Source organism: Rhodococcus sp. M8, from assembly GCF_015654185.1.
Classification (GTDB): Bacteria; Actinomycetota; Actinomycetes; order Mycobacteriales; family Mycobacteriaceae; genus Rhodococcus; species Rhodococcus aetherivorans.
Window position 1 is genome coordinate 462,154 of sequence record NZ_CP064065.1, and the last position, 15,514, is coordinate 477,667.

Sequence of the window (15,514 nt, forward strand, 5' to 3'; positions counted from 1 at the left end):
CGCGGGGTCACGCCGGGCACAGGCTGCCGTTCGGCGGTAGCGCACCGGTGTCGAGATACTCCGCCACCCGTGTCTGGATGCAGCCGGAGTGCAGGGCCGCGGAGTATCCGGCGCCCTGCCACGACAGCGCCGCCCACCGCGCCGAGACGGCGGTGAGGGCTCCGGTGACCGAGTCGAGCCCCGCGCTGCCGACGAGCGGGTCGGCGGCGCCCGTCGTCACCAGCACGGGCACGCGGACCTCCGCCGGCAGCGGCGGGGTCGGCATGCTCGGCCAGGCGCTGCACGCGGTGAGACCGATCGCCGCGTCGCCACCGAACAGTGGGTAGTTCGCCGACCACGTCCGCTGCAGTTCGGCGGCCCGTGCCGTCGTGGGCCACCGCTGCCCGTCGCTGCAGCGGGAGACGAACTGCCCGTCGGACAACAGCACGGCCTCGGCGGCGCCGACGAGCTCGAGCATCGGCGTCACGTCGCCCGCGCCGGCCGCGGACAGCGCGTCGGACAGCTCGCGGACCCGGGTCGGCGCGTCGCTGCGGGGAGTCCCCAGGAACCACGTCACCGCGGTGAGCAGGGAGTTCGACGACAGCGGGGCGAGCGTGCCGGCCGCGGCCCGGGCGTGCAGATCCTCGAGCGCGGCCCGCGGATCCGGGCCCAGCGAGCACGCTAGCGCAACGCACTGGCGGGCGAACGCGTCGACCGCCGACTCTGCGCCGCGCACCCGGCTCTCGGCGAGCATCTCGGCGTCGGCGGTGGCCGCGGCGGGGGAGTCGAGGACGAGACGGCCGAGGGTCGTCGGGTACTTCGACGCGTAGGCCAGGGCGACCGTGGCGCCGTTGCCGATGCCGAGCACACCGATCCGCTCGACCCCCCACGTGGTGCGCAGCTGCTCGAGATCGTCGGCGGCGTGGGCGGCCCCGAACAGCAGTTCCTGCGGCTGCAGGTAGTCGGTGCATGCGATGGTGGCCTGCCGGCCGAGCTCGGCGACCCGGTCGGGTCCGTCGCCGGTACGACCGAACTGTCCGTGGTCGGCCAGGGCGCGTCGGTCCGCTCCGAAGATGCACTCGATCGGCTGGGACGCACCGAGGCCGCGCCGATCCACCGCGACGACCGGCCGGGAGGCCACGAGCTCGGCGAGCGAGCCGGTCGACAGCGCGGCCAGCGCCCGGGTGGAGGGCAGGTCCGCCCCCGTCGTCATGACGAGCGGGGCCGCATCGGTAGGGGTCTGCGCCAGCCGGGCACGCAGCACGTCGAGGGGGAACGAGCCCGGCACGGTGCCCGCGGCGTCGATCGCGGCCGGAATCTGGGCGCACTCGAGGACGAGACCCGTCGGGCCCGGCGGCAGGGCCTGCGCGGCGAGGGTGTCGGCGGTGCAGTCGCGCCAGTCCAGGTCCCGGCCGGGCACCGGCAACTCGGGCGCGGCGGCCGGGTCCTCGCCGGTGGGGGTGGCCCGGCCGTCCGCCTCCTGCACCACGGCGACGTCGGGACGCACCGAGGGGCCCGCCCCGCACGCGGCGGTCATCGCTCCGAGCACGACGATGCCCATCGTGAGCACACCGGTTCTGCGCATGGGCACAGCCTGCCAGGTCGGTGCGGCGGGCCGCGCACGTGACCGGATCGTCCGATCCGCCGGACGTGACGATCAGGTGTACGTGATGTGAAGTAGGTCGCAATCTGCCCTCGGTGTACCGGTCGCCTCGAGCTCCGGCCCTACCCTGGAGAAATGCACGAACGTCTCGTCGATCGCAATCCCGTGGTGCCGTCCGACCAACTGGTGGCCCAGATGGTTCCGCCCGCGATGTTCGACGACGTGAGCTTCGCGTCCTACATTCCCGATCCGAACGAGCCGAGCCAGGCGACCGCCGTCCGGACGGCGGAGGAGTTCGCCCACAAGATCGCCAAGATCCGGGGCGGTGGCCGGCGCGGTCTGTTCGGCCGCAAGGCGCCGTCCACCGGCGCCGGGCTCTACCTCGACGGCGGCTTCGGCGTCGGCAAGACCCACCTGCTGGCCTCGATCTTCCACGCGGCGCCGTCGCCGAAGGCGTTCGGCACGTTCGTGGAGCTGACCCACGTGGTCGGCGCTCTCGGCTTCAACAAGGCCGTCGAGGAGCTGTCGAACCACAGCGTGCTGTGCATCGACGAGTTCGAGCTCGACGACCCGGGCGACACGATGCTGGTGTCCCGGCTGCTGACCGAGCTGTCCGCGCGAGGCGTGTCCATCGTCGCGACGTCCAACACCCTGCCCGGGCAGCTGGGGGAGGGCCGGTTCGCGGCGCAGGACTTCCTGCGCGAGATCAAGAAGCTCGCCGCCATCTTCGAGACCATCCGTGTGGACGGCCCCGACTACCGGCACCGCGACCTGCCGCCGGCACCGGACCCGATCAGCTCCGAGGACCTGCTCGATCGAGCCGATGCGGTGGCCGGCGCCACCCTCGACGACTTCGACGAATTGTGCGCGCACCTGAGCACGCTGCACCCGTCGCGGTACGGCAAGCTCGTCGAGGGCGTTCCGGCGGTCTTCCTCAACGGGGTCCATCCCGCCCACGACCAGTCGGTGGCGCTGCGCCTGGTGGTTCTCGCCGACCGGCTCTACGATGCGAGCATCCCGGTGACCGTCGCCGGCGCGAAGCTGGACGAGATCTTCACCGCCGAGATGCTTGCCGGCGGCTACCGCAAGAAGTACCTGCGCGCGACGTCGCGCCTGCTGGCACTGTCGCGGTTCGAGACCGCGGCCAGCTGAGTCACGCTCCCGGCGGACGCCGCCGGGAGCGCAGGACCTCGCGTCAGAGGGTGCGTTGCATGACGTAGTCGTGGTGGGTCTGCGAGCCGACCTGGAACGTCCGCGTCCCCACGACCTCGAACTCGTTCTTGGCGTAGAACCGCCGGGCGCGTGAGTTTTGTTGGTTGACCCCCAGCCACAGCCCCCGGCAGCCGGTCGCCCGGGCGTGGTCGACGATGGCAGCCATCAGTGCCGCCGCAACACCGGTGCCGTGCTTGCCCGGGAGCACGTAGAGCTTGCTGATCTCGGTGGTCGGCAGCGCCGTCACGGCTTCGCGGACCGCCGGGTCGGCCGGTTCGGCATCGATTGCCATGAGGTAGCCCACGATCTCGCCACCGACCGTCGCCTTGAGGACGATGCGGGTCGGGTCGGTGAGGTACTCGCTGAACCGTTCCGCGGACAGGGTCTCGTCGATGAAGGCGGCGATGTCCTCCTGGGAGGCATCGGACGGGCAGGCCAGGGGGAATGTGGTGGCCGCGACGTCGGCGATGGTCTCGGCATCCCAGATCCCGGCCTGCTCGACGGAGACGTTCGCGGTGGATTCCTCGAGTGACGGCGTTGGCATAGCAACCAGTAGATCACTCGGCGCTCCGCCGCGGCGACGCTCGGGGGACGGAGCACGCCCGAGGTCCGGAAATGGCTGAACCCCAGCCTTGGATGGGGGGTCATGGCTGGGGTTCATTACCATCGGGGGGATGGCACCTCCGACGATACATGAGGGATTCCTCAGGTTCCAGCCGGGTGGGTCACGGTTCGGTCACGCGCCGGTTACCGGGGTGGTTGCCTTCTGCGAGCCGACGCTCTACTGTGGGCTCTCATGAAGCGCGTACTCGTAGTTCACCGCCGTAGCGGGGTCTGATTCGGACCGACCCCTCGCTGCGGGTCGTTGAGCTACCTGTCGGTCCTTCCTTCGCGCGGAAGACCTCCTTCGATGAACGCCTTCACCTCCACCGCTCTGATTCCTGCCGCCGGCTGCACGGACACTCCCCGCTCGGCGCCGATCGATCCCTTCGCCGCACGCTACGGTCGGTTCCTGCCGCGCGAGCTGCGCGCCGAGTCCGCCGGCATGAGCTGGGCCGAGTTCACCGCCACCTATGCGCCGCAGCACGGGCCCGTGCGGCTCGGTGGCTGGTACGCCGAGGCTGCGCGCGCCGGCCGCTGCAACTACGAGGCCACCTTCGGCGTGGGGGAGACCATCCACACCGCCGCGGCGACCGCCACCGGCCCGGTGTCTGCGATGACCGCCATGATGCACACCCTCGGGATGCCGCTCGAAATCCTCTCCTTCCACCAGTTCGACCTCGGTGACACCCACGCGACATTCCTGCTGTGCGAGGCGGACGGCCGCCGGCTCTGGAGCATGGGAATCGCGGCGACCGGGACCGAATCGGCACTGCGCGCGATGACCGCCGGCGCCAACCGGCTGCACGCCTCCCGCTGACGGGGTGGCGATACGGCGAAGGCCCTCCCGGTCGGGAGGGCCTTCGCCGTGTGGATGGTGCGCGATACTGGGATTGAACCAGTGACCTCTTCCGTGTCAGGGAAGCGCTCTCCCGCTGAGCTAATCGCGCGGGTGGTGGAGCGGATGACGGGATTCGAACCCGCGACCCTCACCTTGGCAAGGTGATGCGCTACCAGCTGCGCTACATCCGCATGTGCACCTCTCTTCCCGGTGGCCCGGGTCGAGAAGTGCGGGGTGAAACCTGGTCGATCGTGGTGCGCGATACTGGGATTGAACCAGTGACCTCTTCCGTGTCAGGGAAGCGCTCTCCCGCTGAGCTAATCGCGCGGGTGGTGGAGCGGATGACGGGATTCGAACCCGCGACCCTCACCTTGGCAAGGTGATGCGCTACCAGCTGCGCTACATCCGCATGTGCACCTCTCTTCCCGGTGGCCCGGGTCGAGAAGTGCGGGGTGAAACCTGGTCGATCGTGGTGCGCGATACTGGGATTGAACCAGTGACCTCTTCCGTGTCAGGGAAGCGCTCTCCCGCTGAGCTAATCGCGCGAGGTGGAGACGGGAATCGAACCCGTGTGCACGGCTTTGCAGGCCGTTGCCTCACCACTCGGCCACTCCACCGTAAAAGGTCGAGTCCAACCTCTCGAGCGGATGACGGGATTCGAACCCGCGACCCTCACCTTGGCAAGGTGATGCGCTACCAGCTGCGCTACATCCGCATCGCACCGTCCGGCGTCGTGCTCTCCGTGGTGCGGTTGAGAACATTAGCCGACCATCGTCAGAACACACAAATCTGCAGGTGAGGGCGCGGGCGAGGCGTCCTCGTGGGTCGTGAGGGCCCTCACCGGCGCCGGCGTGCGGGCTCCGGCGGATCCGGCGTGCGCGGCACGGGCTCCCGCGCCGGGGCCGATGGCGGTGCGCCCGGCCTCCGTCGCCACCGAAAACGGGGGTCGAGCAGGCGATTCGTGTTCACCCGGTGGGCGTGTTAATGTTCCTTCTCGTTCGAGCCGCTGCGAAGCGGCCCGGTCCCGTGGCTCAGTGGAAGAGCGTCCCGTTCACACCGGGGAGGTCGCTGGTTCGATCCCAGCCGGGACCACAGCACCGACGAAGGGCACCCCCACGGGGGTGCCCTTCGTCGTTTCGGGCGCGGCTCGATGCGCGCCCGGACGGAACAGCCGTCGGCGGAGCGGTCGTGACCTGCGCGTTCATCGGACCGCACTGCGCAGATGGCAGGATTGCGGTCGGTGTGAGGAGGATGCGGCTGATGAGTGTCGCCGACAACAACTGGCCCCTGGTCGGGGCCACAGGAGCACGATTCGGATCTGCCGGCCGACGGCGGAAGGACCGCCCGGCTCCGGCCCCCGGCGCGACCGACCGGCACGAGGCCGCGCCCGCGGTGGACCCGCCGGCGACGGGTACCTTCGCGACCGTCGCCGCCCCGGCGTCGACCCCGATGCCCGCCGCCGTGACCGCGGTCCCGAGGGAAGAGGAGCCGAGCGGGGCGCAGCCGTCGTTCGTGCGGCCCTTCGTGCGCAGCCAGGGACGGACCCGCGCCGAGGTGGATCTCCCGCTCGAGGTCCTCGTCTCGGCCGTGCCCGACGCCGTGGGAGCCGCGGGCCTCGAAGAACACCGCACCATTCTGGCGCTGTGCGCCGAACCCCGCTCCATCATGGAGATCGCGGCTCTGGCCAAGCTGCCCCTGGGGGTCGCGCGGGTCCTGGTGGGCGACCTCGCCGCCACCGGGGAACTCACCGTCCACCGGACCGTCGACGGGGTCGGCCCCGACGCCCAGCTCCTGTCGCGGGTTCTCGGCGGCCTGCGCCGCCTGTAGCCTGCACCGCTCCAGCCTGCCCCGCCCCGGCCCGCACCGCTCCGGCGGTGCCCGGGTGAACGGGCGACCGGGGTGGTGTCGATAGCATGGTCTGGTTGCCGACGCGTGGCATGCCCCGCGGCGTCGGTGCACCCATCACCGGCACGAGCCCGAGGAGCCCACCACAGTGACGACGCCCGCATCCGTAGACCCAGCCGTGCTCGTCCGGGTGCCCGCGGGGACCACTGCCGGTGCCGCCCTCCGGGAGGCCGGCCTACCCAACAGCGGACCCGACGCGATCGTCGTGGTCCGCGACGGCGAGGGCCGGCTGCGCGACCTGTCGTGGACGCCGGAACAGGACACCGAGATCGAGCCGGTCGCCGCCGGTACCGAGGACGGCCGCTCCGTCATCCGGCACTCCGCGGCACACGTCCTCGCCCAGGCCGTGCAGCAGGAGTTCCCGGAGGCCAAACTGGGCATCGGGCCCCCGATCAAGGACGGCTTCTACTACGACTTCCAGGTCGACCGACCCTTCACCCCGGAGGACCTCGCGAAGCTCGAGAAGCGCATGAAGCAGATCGTCAAGGGCGCGCAGCGGTTCTCCCGCCGCGTCGTCGAGAACCTGGACGACGCACGCGAGGAACTGAAGAACGAGCCGTTCAAGCTCGAACTGATCAGTGAGAAGTCGGCCGGCAACAGTTCCCTCGACGAGGACCCCGAGATCATGGAGGTCGGCGGCGCGGAACTGACGATCTACGACAACCTCAACCCTCGGACGGGCGAGAAGATCTGGGGCGACCTGTGCCGCGGCCCGCACATCCCCACCACCAAGTACATCCCGGCGTTCAAGCTCACCCGCAGCTCCGCCGCCTACTGGCGCGGTGACCAGGACAACGCCGGCCTGCAGCGCATCTACGGCACCGCGTGGGAATCCCCGGAGGCACAGGAGCGCTACCTCGAGCTGCTCGCCGAGGCCGAGCGCCGCGACCACCGCAAGCTCGGCAACGAGCTCGACCTGTTCAGCTTCCCCGACGAGCTCGGTTCCGGTCTGCCGGTGTTCCACCCCAAGGGCGGCATCATCCGCCAGGAGATGGAGAACTACTCGCGCCGGCGGCACGTCGAGGCCGGCTACGAGTTCGTGTACTCCCCGCACATCACTAAGGGGCACCTCTACGAGGTGTCCGGTCACCTCGACTGGTACCGCGACGGCATGTTCCCGGCGATGCACATCGACGAGGAACTCAACGAGGACGGCACCGTGCGCAAGCCGGGCCAGGACTACTACCTCAAGCCGATGAACTGCCCGATGCACAACCTCGTCTTCCGTTCCCGCGGCCGCTCCTACCGGGAGCTGCCGCTGCGGCTCTTCGAGTTCGGCTCGGTCTACCGGTACGAGAAGTCCGGCGTCGTCCACGGCCTGACCCGGGTGCGCGGTATGACGCAGGACGACGCGCACATCTACTGCACCCGCGAGCAGATGCGCGACGAGCTGACCACGACGCTGAACTTCGTCCTCGACCTGCTGAGGGACTACGGCCTCGAGGACTACCACCTGGAACTGTCGACGAAGAACCCCAAGAAGTTCGTCGGCGACGACGTCCTGTGGGAGGAGGCCACCGCCACGCTGCGCGAGGTGGCCGAGGGCTCCGGGCTCGATCTCGTGCCGGACCCGGGTGGCGCCGCCTTCTACGGGCCGAAGATCTCCGTCCAGGTTCAGGACGCGCTCGGGCGCAGCTGGCAGATGTCGACGATCCAGCTCGACTTCAACCTGCCCGAGCGGTTCGAGCTCGAATACACCGGTCCCGACGGCAGCAAGCATCGGCCGGTGATGATCCACCGGGCCCTGTTCGGCTCGATCGAGCGCTTCTTCGGCGTGCTCACCGAGCACTACGCCGGCGCCTTCCCGGCGTGGCTCGCGCCCGTGCAGGTCGTCGGGATCCCCGTCGCGGAGGCCTTCGAGGATCACCTGTTCGACGTCACCCGGCAGCTGAAGGCGGCCGGGGTGCGTGCGGAGGTCGACACCAGCGACGACCGGATGCAGAAGAAGATCCGCAACCACACCACGCAGAAGGTGCCGTTCATGCTGCTCGCGGGCGAGCGTGACGTCGAGGCCGGGGCGGTCAGCTTCCGGTTCCGGGACGGCACCCAGGTCAACGGTGTGCCCGTGGCCGACGCGATCCGTCTGGTCACCGAGTGGATCGGACGGCGGGAGAACGCCTCGCCCACCGCGGAGCTCGTCGCTCCCGTCGACCGGGGCGGCGCCGCGTGAGCGGCGACTGCTCCGACGACGCCCTCGTCGATCGCGGTGCCGGAGAACCCGACCACCTGCAGCGGCTGTGGTCCCCGCACCGGATGTCGTACATCGCGGAGGCACCGCGATCCAAGGAGGCGCCGTACGAGCCCTTCACGGACATCCCGAAGATGCGGGACGAGGAGGGTCTCGTCGTCGCGCGCGGCGAGCACGTGTACGCGGTGCTCAACCTGTACCCGTACAACCCCGGTCATCTGATGGTCGTGCCGTACCGCCGGGTCGCCAACCTCGAGGACCTGACCCCCGAGGAGAGCACCGAGTTGATGGCATTCGCGCAGCGGGCGATCCGGGTCATCAAGAGCGTCTCGCGGCCGCACGGCTTCAACGTGGGCCTCAACCTCGGGGCCGCCGCCGGCGGCTCGCTCGCCGAACACCTGCACCTGCACGTGGTGCCGCGGTGGGGCGGCGACGCCAACTTCATCACCGTCCTCGGCGGCGCCAAGGTCATGCCGCAGCTGCTGCGGGACACCCGCGCGTTGCTCGCGGCGGCCTGGAACGAGTGACGCCGCACCGGGCCCCGGCCCCGGTGTCCGTCGCCGCCCCCGCCTGCATGTTTGTCGCCGTTCGCGGGCGTGGCAGGATCGTGTCCCGGACGCAACGGTGTGAACGGAAGACGGGGGTCGGTGGATGCTGAGCTTTTTCGGGCGTGCGTCGGTGTCGAAGGTCACCGCCCCGCTCGGCAGGGCCTTGATCCGCACCGGCCTCACGCCGGACGCGGTGACACTCATCGGCACCGTTGCCACGATCGCCGCCGCCGTGACGCTGTTCCCGATGGGGCAGCTGTTCTGGGGTGCGATCGTGATCTGGCTGTTCGTGATGTTCGACATGCTCGACGGGGCGATGGCCCGCGCCCGCGGCGGCGGCACCCGCTTCGGCGCCGTCCTCGACGCCACCTGTGACCGCCTCGCCGACGGCGCGATCTTCGCCGGGCTGGCCTGGTGGGCCGTCTACGGGGAACAGAGCCGACCGTTGCTGATCGCAACTCTGATCTGCCTGGTCACCTCCCAGGTCATCTCGTACGCCAAGGCCCGCGCCGAAGCGAGTGGCCTGTCCGCCGACGGCGGCCTGATCGAGCGGCCCGACCGGCTCGTCATCGTGCTGGTCGGCGCCGGCGTCACCGGACTCGGCGTGTGGTGGGCGATCCACGCCGCCATGTGGCTGCTCGCCGCCGGCTCGGTGATCACCGTGTTCCAGCGGGTGCTCGCCGTGCGCCGCTCCCCGGATGCCCGCGAGCTGCTGCCCCTGCCGTCGTCGACCCCGGCCGACGGAGAAGCCCGATGAGCGCGACCGAACGTGCCTCCGACCTCGGCTACGCCGCCGGGTGGCGGCTCGTGCGGGCGCTGCCCGAGTCCACCGCCTGCCGCCTGTTCGACCTCGGCGCCGACGTCGCCGCCCGGCGCCACGGTGGCCCGCAGCAGTTGCGCCGCAACCTCGCCCGGGTCCTGGGCGTGCCCGCCGCGCAGGTCCCGGACGAGCTGATCCGGCAGTCCGTGCGGTCCTACGCCCGCTACTGGCGGGAAGCGTTCCGGCTGCCCTCGATGGACCTGACCGTGACGGCCGCCGCCCTCGATCACGCCGTCGAGGGCCGCGAGCACATCGAGCAAGCACTGGCGGCCGGGCGCGGTGTGATCCTCGCGCTGCCGCACAGCGGGAACTGGGACATGGCCGGCGTGTGGTGCACGCAGACCTACGGTGGCCTGTCGACGGTGGCCGAACGCCTGCGCCCCGAATCGCTCTACCAGCGGTTCGTCGCGTACCGCGAGAGCCTCGGCTTCGAGATCTTCCCGCTCAGCGGGGGTGAGTCGCCGCCGTTCGACCGGCTCGCGACGCGGCTGCGCGAGAACCGGATCGTCTGCCTGCTCGGCGAGCGCGACCTGGCCCGCAAGGGCGTGCCGGTGACGTTCTTCGGGGAGCCCACCCGCATGCCCGCCGGCCCGGCGAAGCTCGCCGCCGAGACCGGCGCGCCGCTGCTGCCGGTGCACTGCTGGTTCACCGACGGCGGCTGGGGTTTCCGGGTCCACCCCGAACTCGACGTCACCGGCGGGATCGGGCCGGCGACACAGGCTCTCGCCGACTGCTTCGCCGCCGACATCGCCGAACACCCCGCGGACTGGCACATGCTGCAACCGCTCTGGTTCGACGACCTCTCCGAGGCCCGCCTGGCCCGGATGGAGGCGCGGTGAAGATCGGGATGGTGTGCCCGTACTCGTTCGACGTACCGGGCGGGGTGCAGGCGCACGTCGTGGACCTGGCCCACGTGCTCATCGAACGCGGCCACAAGGTCAGCGTCCTCGCCCCGGCCTCCGACCGCACGGAGCTGCCGGACTTCGTCGTCTCCGCCGGGCGCGCCGTCGCCATCCCCTACAACGGGTCCGTGGCGCGCCTGAGCTTCGGCCCCGTCTCCTATGCGCGGGTCCGGCGGTGGATCAACGACAACGACTTCGACGTCCTGCACATCCACGAGCCGAACGCGCCGAGCCTGTCGATGCTCGCGCTGAAGATCGCCGAGGGCCCCATCGTCGCGACGTTCCACACGTCGACGACCAAATCGCTGGTGCTGAGCACCTTCCAGGGTGTGCTGCAGCCGTATCTCGAGAAGATCAGCGGCCGCATCGCCGTGTCCGAACTCGCCCGGCGCTGGCAGGTGACGTCGCTCGGCTCGGACGCCGTGGAGATCCCGAACGGTGTCGACGTGTCCTCGTTCGCTCACGCCCCGACGCTGCCCGGCTATCCCCGCGCCGGCCGCACCGTGCTGTTCCTCGGCCGGTACGACGAGCCGCGCAAGGGCATGGCGGTGCTGCTCGGCGCGTTGCCGCTGCTCGTCGAGCACTACCCGGACCTCGAGATCCTCGTGGTCGGCCGCGGGGACGAGGACCGGTTGCGCAAGGAGGCCGGCCGGTACGCCCGGCACCTGCGGCTGCTCGGCCAGGTGTCCGACGCGGAGAAGGCCTCGGCGATGCGCAGCGCCGACGTGTACTGCGCCCCCAACCTCGGTGGGGAGAGTTTCGGGATCGTGCTGGTGGAGGCGATGGCCGCCGGTACCCCTGTGGTGGCCGGCGAACTCGACGCGTTCCGCCGGGTACTGCGCGACGGGCGCGCCGGCGTGCTCGTCCCGCTGGGCGACTCGGAGGCTCTCGCCGCCGCGATCCGCGGCCTGCTCGACGACGGTGCCCGCCGTCGCGCCCTGGTGGCGGCGGCGAACGAGATCGTCGGCTCCTACGACTGGCCGGTGGTGGCCGAGCAGATCCTGCGCGTGTACGAAACCGTCACCGTCGGAGCCGGGCCGGTTCGGGAGGTCCGGTCGTGAGGTGCGAGCCGGCGACGGCACCGCGTGAGGGGAGTGGGACGTGACGCTGTCCGCGGTCACCGTTCTCGTCCTGGCGCTGATCTCCGCGATCATCGTCGCGCTCGGGTTGTGGGCCTACGGCACGGCCAACCGGCTGGACCGGCTCCACGTGCGTTCGGACCTCTCCTGGCAGGCGCTCGACGCCGCCCTGGCCCGTCGCGCCGTGGTGGCGCGCGGCATCGCGGCCTCCACCCCGGTCGCCGAGGGCCGTCGGCTGGCCGCGCTGGCCGACCGCGCCGAACGGGCAGACCGTGCCGAACGGGAATCGGCGGAGAACGCGCTGTCGGCCGCGTTGGCCGCGGTGGACACCGAGCGGCTGCGCCCGCAGTTGGTGGCCGAACTCGCCGATGCCGAGGCGCGGGTGCTGATCGCACGGCGGTTCCACAACGACGCCGTCCGCGACACGCTGACGCTGCGCAGCCGCCGGCCGGTGCGCTGGCTGCATCTCGGCGGCACGGCGCCGTTGCCGAACTACTTCGAGATCGCCGAGCGCACGAACCCGGCCGCGGCGACGGGCCTGTCGCTCGACGAGACGCGCACCTCGGCGCGGGTGGTGCTGTTCGACCACGAGGGACGGGTGCTGCTACTGCGGGGCCACGACCCGACCACGCCGGACGTGCACTTCTGGTTCACCGTCGGCGGTGCGGTCGAGGTGGGGGAGACGCTGCGCGCGGCCGCCGTCCGCGAGGTGGGGGAGGAGACCGGGTTGCCGGTCGCGCCCGAGCAGCTGTGCGGGCCCATGTGGCGGCGGGTGGCGGTGTTCCCCTTCAACGGCGAGCTCATCCGCTCGGAGGAACTGTTCTTCGCGCTGCAGACGCCCGCCTTCGAGCCGGGCGACGGCGGATTCACCGACCTCGAGCGCCGCATGAGCCTCGAGCACCGCTGGTTCGCCGAGGGCGAGATCCGGGACCTGCAGCGCCACGGCGAGGCCGTGTATCCGCAGGATCTCGCAGACCTGCTGGGGGAGGCGCGCGACGTCGCCGTGCGTCGTGTGGAGCCGGAGGTCCGCGCCATCCGGTGAGCGCCGGCACTCGAGGCAGGCGGAGTCGATTGCCTGCGAGGCAGGCGGAGTCGATTGCCTGCGAGGCAGGCGGAGTCGATTGCCTGCGAGGCAGGCCAGGGCCTCGCGACTGGCTATGGGACGGTCCCCGAGGTGCCCCTAGAATCGGGAGCGGCGCCGCGACGTGCCCGATTCCGTCCGCCGCGTCAGTTTCTGCAGGCCATACCCCAGGAGTTCTTGCTGTGAGCAGCCCCGAGTCCGTTCCCACCACCGGCACCGCCCGCGTCAAGCGCGGTATGGCCGAGATGCTCAAGGGCGGCGTGATCATGGACGTGGTCACCCCCGAGCAGGCGAAGATCGCCGAGGACGCGGGTGCCGTCGCCGTCATGGCGCTCGAGCGCGTCCCCGCCGACATCCGCGCCCAGGGTGGCGTGTCCCGCATGTCCGACCCGGACATGATCGAAGGCATCATCGAGGCCGTGTCCATCCCCGTGATGGCCAAGGCCCGCATCGGTCACTTCGTCGAGGCACAGATCCTGCAGGCCCTCGGCGTGGACTACGTCGACGAGTCGGAGGTGCTCACCCCCGCCGACTACGAGAACCACATCGACAAGTTCGCCTTCACCGTGCCGTTCGTGTGCGGCGCCACCAACCTCGGTGAGGCGCTGCGCCGTATCAACGAGGGCGCGGCGATGATCCGCTCCAAGGGCGAGGCCGGCACCGGCGACGTCTCCAACGCCACCACCCACATGCGGAAGATCCGCCAGGAGATCCGGCGGCTGACCTCCCTGCCCGAGGACGAGCTCTACGTCGCGGCCAAGGAACTGCAGGCGCCGTACGACCTGGTGGTCGAGGTCGCGAAGGCCGGCAAGCTGCCGGTGACGCTGTTCACGGCCGGCGGCATCGCCACCCCGGCCGATGCGGCGATGATGATGCAGCTCGGCGCCGAGGGTGTGTTCGTCGGCTCGGGCATCTTCAAGTCCGGCAACCCCGCCGAGCGTGCCGCCGCGATCGTCAAGGCCACCACCTTCTACGACGACCCGGACGTGCTCGCAAAGGTCTCGCGTGGCCTGGGCGAGGCCATGGTCGGCATCAACGTCGACGACATCCCGGTTCCGCACCGCCTCGCCGAGCGGGGCTGGTGACCCCACCGCCGCCGGCATCCCCGCGTGCGACGGGAGCCTCCGACCGTGTCGGAGGCTCCCGTCGCTTCTCGCCGGGCCCTGCGGATAGCCTGTCGCAGGACCGGGAAGGAGCCCGCATGGCGAAGATCGAGGAGATCCTGGCGCTCGAACACCTCGAGAAGAACATCTTCCGGGGCGTGGCGACGGAGACGTCGCTGCAGCGCACCTTCGGGGGGCAGGTCGCCGGACAGGCGCTGGTATCCGCGGTGCGCACCGTCGATCCCGCGTACTCGGTGCATTCGCTGCACGGGTACTTCGTCCGCCCCGGCAACCCCGAGAAGCCGATCGTGTATCTCGTCGACCCGATCCGCGACGGCCGGTCGTTCGGCACCCGGCGGGTGACCGCCGTGCAGGACGGGCAGGCGATCTTCACCATGTCCGCGTCGTTCCACGTCCAGGACGACGGCATCGAGCACCAGGACGAGATGCCCCAGGTGCCGGATCCCGACGACCTCGCCGACCTCGCGGACTCGGACGACCCCGGGAACCTGTGGGCCAGGCGCGAGTGGCCGGAATGGGACCTGCGACGGGTGCCGGAGGATCGCCTCTTCCGGCGCGCCGGCATCGTGTCACAGCAGCAGGTGTGGTTCCGGGTCCGTGACCCGCTCCCGGACGACAACGTGCTGCACGTGTGCACCCTGGCGTACATGAGCGACATGACGCTGCTCGGCTCCGCGAGGGTCGCCCATCCCGACGAGCAGACGCAGGGCGCCTCCCTCGACCACGCCATGTGGTTCCTGCGCTCGTTCCGCGCCGACGACTGGCTGCTGTACGACCAGACGTCCCCGTCGGCAGGTTTCGGGCGGGCCCTGACGCAGGGCCGCATCTTCGACCGGAACGGGCGGATGGTCGCCGCGGTGGTGCAGGAGGGACTGGCCCGCTACCTGCGCTGATGCGCCGGCATCCGGCTCGCGGTCCGTGAGCCGGGACACCCCGCCGCGGCTGCTAGCGTTGATATCCAGGCTTCGGACGGGTGTCGTCCCGTCCCCGACAGAACAGGCGACAGTGGGAAGTTCTCCGACCATCGGCGTGCTCGCGCTCCAGGGCGATGTACGCGAGCACCTGACCGCACTCGAGGCGGCCGGCGCCCGCGCGATCGGGGTGCGCCGGACCGCCGAACTCGACGCCGTCGACGGCCTGGTGATTCCCGGCGGGGAGTCCACCACGATGAGCCGGCTGCTGCAGGTGTTCGACCTGCTCGAGCCGCTGCGCGCCCGGTTGAAGGCCGGCCTGCCCGCCTACGGGTCCTGCGCGGGCATGATCCTGCTCGCCTCGCAGGTGCTCGACACCCGCCCCGACGCCGAGCACCTCGACGCCCTCGACATCACCGTCCGGCGCAACGCGTTCGGCCGGCAGGTCGACTCGTTCGAGGCCGACCTCGACGTCGCGGGCATCGAGGGGGATCCGGTGCGCGCGGTGTTCATCCGAGCGCCCTGGGTGGAGGAGGTCGGTCCCGGCGTGCAGGTCCTGGCCACCGTCCCCGAGGGACCGGCCGCCGGACGGGTGGTCGCGGTGCGGCAGGGAGCGGTGCTGGCGACGTCGTTCCACCCCGAGGTCACCGGTGACCTGCGGGTGCATCGGCTCTTCGTCGACACCGTCCGTTCGGGGCAGGTCGGCGCGGAGTAGAATCGA

Annotated in this window: 14 protein-coding genes and 8 tRNA genes; 13 read left to right on the plus strand and 9 right to left on the minus strand. The window is 70.9% G+C overall.

The genetic code is table 11. From position 1 onward, the window contains the following. Positions 1-7: 7 nt before the first annotated feature. Positions 8-1,564: an alpha/beta hydrolase gene (locus ISO16_RS02115; protein ID WP_170914078.1), complete on the minus strand. Its 1,557-nt coding sequence runs from the start codon at positions 1,562-1,564 to the stop codon at positions 8-10. 153 nt (positions 1,565-1,717) lie between these two features. On the opposite strand from ISO16_RS02115, the gene zapE reads away from it, so the two are divergent. Beyond that, on the plus strand, positions 1,718-2,734 hold the full coding sequence (zapE, locus tag ISO16_RS02120) for a cell division protein ZapE (RefSeq protein WP_043798161.1): 1,017 nt from the start codon (positions 1,718-1,720) through the stop codon (positions 2,732-2,734). Between the two features lie 43 nt (positions 2,735-2,777). Here zapE and ISO16_RS02125 read toward each other — a convergent pair whose 3' ends face one another. Then, positions 2,778-3,338 (minus strand): GNAT family N-acetyltransferase, encoded by a 561-nt coding sequence (locus tag ISO16_RS02125; protein ID WP_006938062.1) that lies wholly within the window; start codon positions 3,336-3,338, stop codon positions 2,778-2,780. Positions 3,339-3,704: 366 nt separating this feature from the next. On the opposite strand from ISO16_RS02125, the gene ISO16_RS02130 reads away from it, so the two are divergent. Next, complete coding sequence (locus ISO16_RS02130; RefSeq protein ID WP_006938061.1) at positions 3,705-4,214, plus strand: hypothetical protein; 510 nt, start codon at positions 3,705-3,707, stop codon at positions 4,212-4,214. Between the two features lie 55 nt (positions 4,215-4,269). Here ISO16_RS02130 and ISO16_RS02135 read toward each other — a convergent pair. From ISO16_RS02135 to ISO16_RS02165, 7 genes are all read right to left on the minus strand, one after another. Then, positions 4,270-4,344, minus strand: a tRNA-Val gene (locus tag ISO16_RS02135). 6 nt (positions 4,345-4,350) lie between these two features. After that, positions 4,351-4,426 (minus strand) — tRNA-Gly (locus ISO16_RS02140). Between the two features lie 61 nt (positions 4,427-4,487). After that, positions 4,488-4,562 (minus strand) — tRNA-Val (locus ISO16_RS02145). Positions 4,563-4,568: 6 nt separating this feature from the next. After that, positions 4,569-4,644 (minus strand) — tRNA-Gly (locus ISO16_RS02150). A 61-nt stretch (positions 4,645-4,705) separates the two neighbouring features. Then, a tRNA-Val gene (locus tag ISO16_RS02155) sits at positions 4,706-4,780 on the minus strand. Position 4,781: 1 nt separating this feature from the next. Continuing rightward, positions 4,782-4,852, minus strand: a tRNA-Cys gene (locus ISO16_RS02160). 25 nt (positions 4,853-4,877) lie between these two features. Further along, positions 4,878-4,950: transfer RNA gene (locus ISO16_RS02165), tRNA-Gly, on the minus strand. 305 nt (positions 4,951-5,255) lie between these two features. Between ISO16_RS02165 and ISO16_RS02170 the strand changes: the two genes are divergently transcribed. From ISO16_RS02170 to pdxT, 11 genes are all read left to right on the plus strand, one after another. After that, positions 5,256-5,327, plus strand: a tRNA-Val gene (locus ISO16_RS02170). A 168-nt stretch (positions 5,328-5,495) separates the two neighbouring features. Beyond that, positions 5,496-6,062, plus strand: a complete 567-nt coding sequence (locus tag ISO16_RS02175; RefSeq protein WP_072635169.1) for a DUF742 domain-containing protein — start codon at positions 5,496-5,498, stop codon at positions 6,060-6,062. A gap of 166 nt (positions 6,063-6,228) precedes the next feature. Beyond that, complete coding sequence (gene thrS / locus ISO16_RS02180) at positions 6,229-8,310, plus strand: threonine--tRNA ligase (RefSeq protein ID WP_072635170.1); 2,082 nt, start codon at positions 6,229-6,231, stop codon at positions 8,308-8,310. Continuing rightward, positions 8,307-8,855 (plus strand): HIT family protein, encoded by a 549-nt coding sequence (locus ISO16_RS02185; protein WP_006943832.1) that lies wholly within the window; start codon positions 8,307-8,309, stop codon positions 8,853-8,855. Before thrS ends, ISO16_RS02185 begins: the two co-directional genes overlap by 4 nt. A 124-nt stretch (positions 8,856-8,979) precedes the next feature. Beyond that, on the plus strand, positions 8,980-9,633 hold the full coding sequence (gene pgsA / locus ISO16_RS02190; protein ID WP_006943830.1) for a phosphatidylinositol phosphate synthase: 654 nt from the start codon (positions 8,980-8,982) through the stop codon (positions 9,631-9,633). Further along, the gene (locus ISO16_RS02195; protein ID WP_006943828.1) at positions 9,630-10,535 is read left to right on the plus strand and encodes a phosphatidylinositol mannoside acyltransferase; all 906 of its coding nucleotides are present in this window, start codon (positions 9,630-9,632) and stop codon (positions 10,533-10,535) included. Before pgsA ends, ISO16_RS02195 begins: the two co-directional genes overlap by 4 nt. After that, complete coding sequence (locus ISO16_RS02200; protein ID WP_065922611.1) at positions 10,532-11,659, plus strand: glycosyltransferase family 4 protein; 1,128 nt, start codon at positions 10,532-10,534, stop codon at positions 11,657-11,659. Before ISO16_RS02195 ends, ISO16_RS02200 begins: the two co-directional genes overlap by 4 nt. A 40-nt stretch (positions 11,660-11,699) precedes the next feature. Beyond that, positions 11,700-12,719: an NUDIX hydrolase gene (locus ISO16_RS02205; protein WP_006943826.1), complete on the plus strand. Its 1,020-nt coding sequence runs from the start codon at positions 11,700-11,702 to the stop codon at positions 12,717-12,719. A gap of 221 nt (positions 12,720-12,940) precedes the next feature. Further along, complete coding sequence (gene pdxS / locus ISO16_RS02210) at positions 12,941-13,843, plus strand: pyridoxal 5'-phosphate synthase lyase subunit PdxS (RefSeq protein ID WP_006943825.1); 903 nt, start codon at positions 12,941-12,943, stop codon at positions 13,841-13,843. Between the two features lie 116 nt (positions 13,844-13,959). After that, positions 13,960-14,775 (plus strand): acyl-CoA thioesterase, encoded by an 816-nt coding sequence (locus tag ISO16_RS02215; RefSeq protein WP_072635171.1) that lies wholly within the window; start codon positions 13,960-13,962, stop codon positions 14,773-14,775. A gap of 112 nt (positions 14,776-14,887) precedes the next feature. After that, a complete protein-coding gene (pdxT, locus tag ISO16_RS02220; RefSeq protein ID WP_006941031.1) occupies positions 14,888-15,508 on the plus strand; it encodes a pyridoxal 5'-phosphate synthase glutaminase subunit PdxT in 621 nt (206 codons plus the stop codon). Positions 15,509-15,514 lie beyond the last annotated feature (6 nt).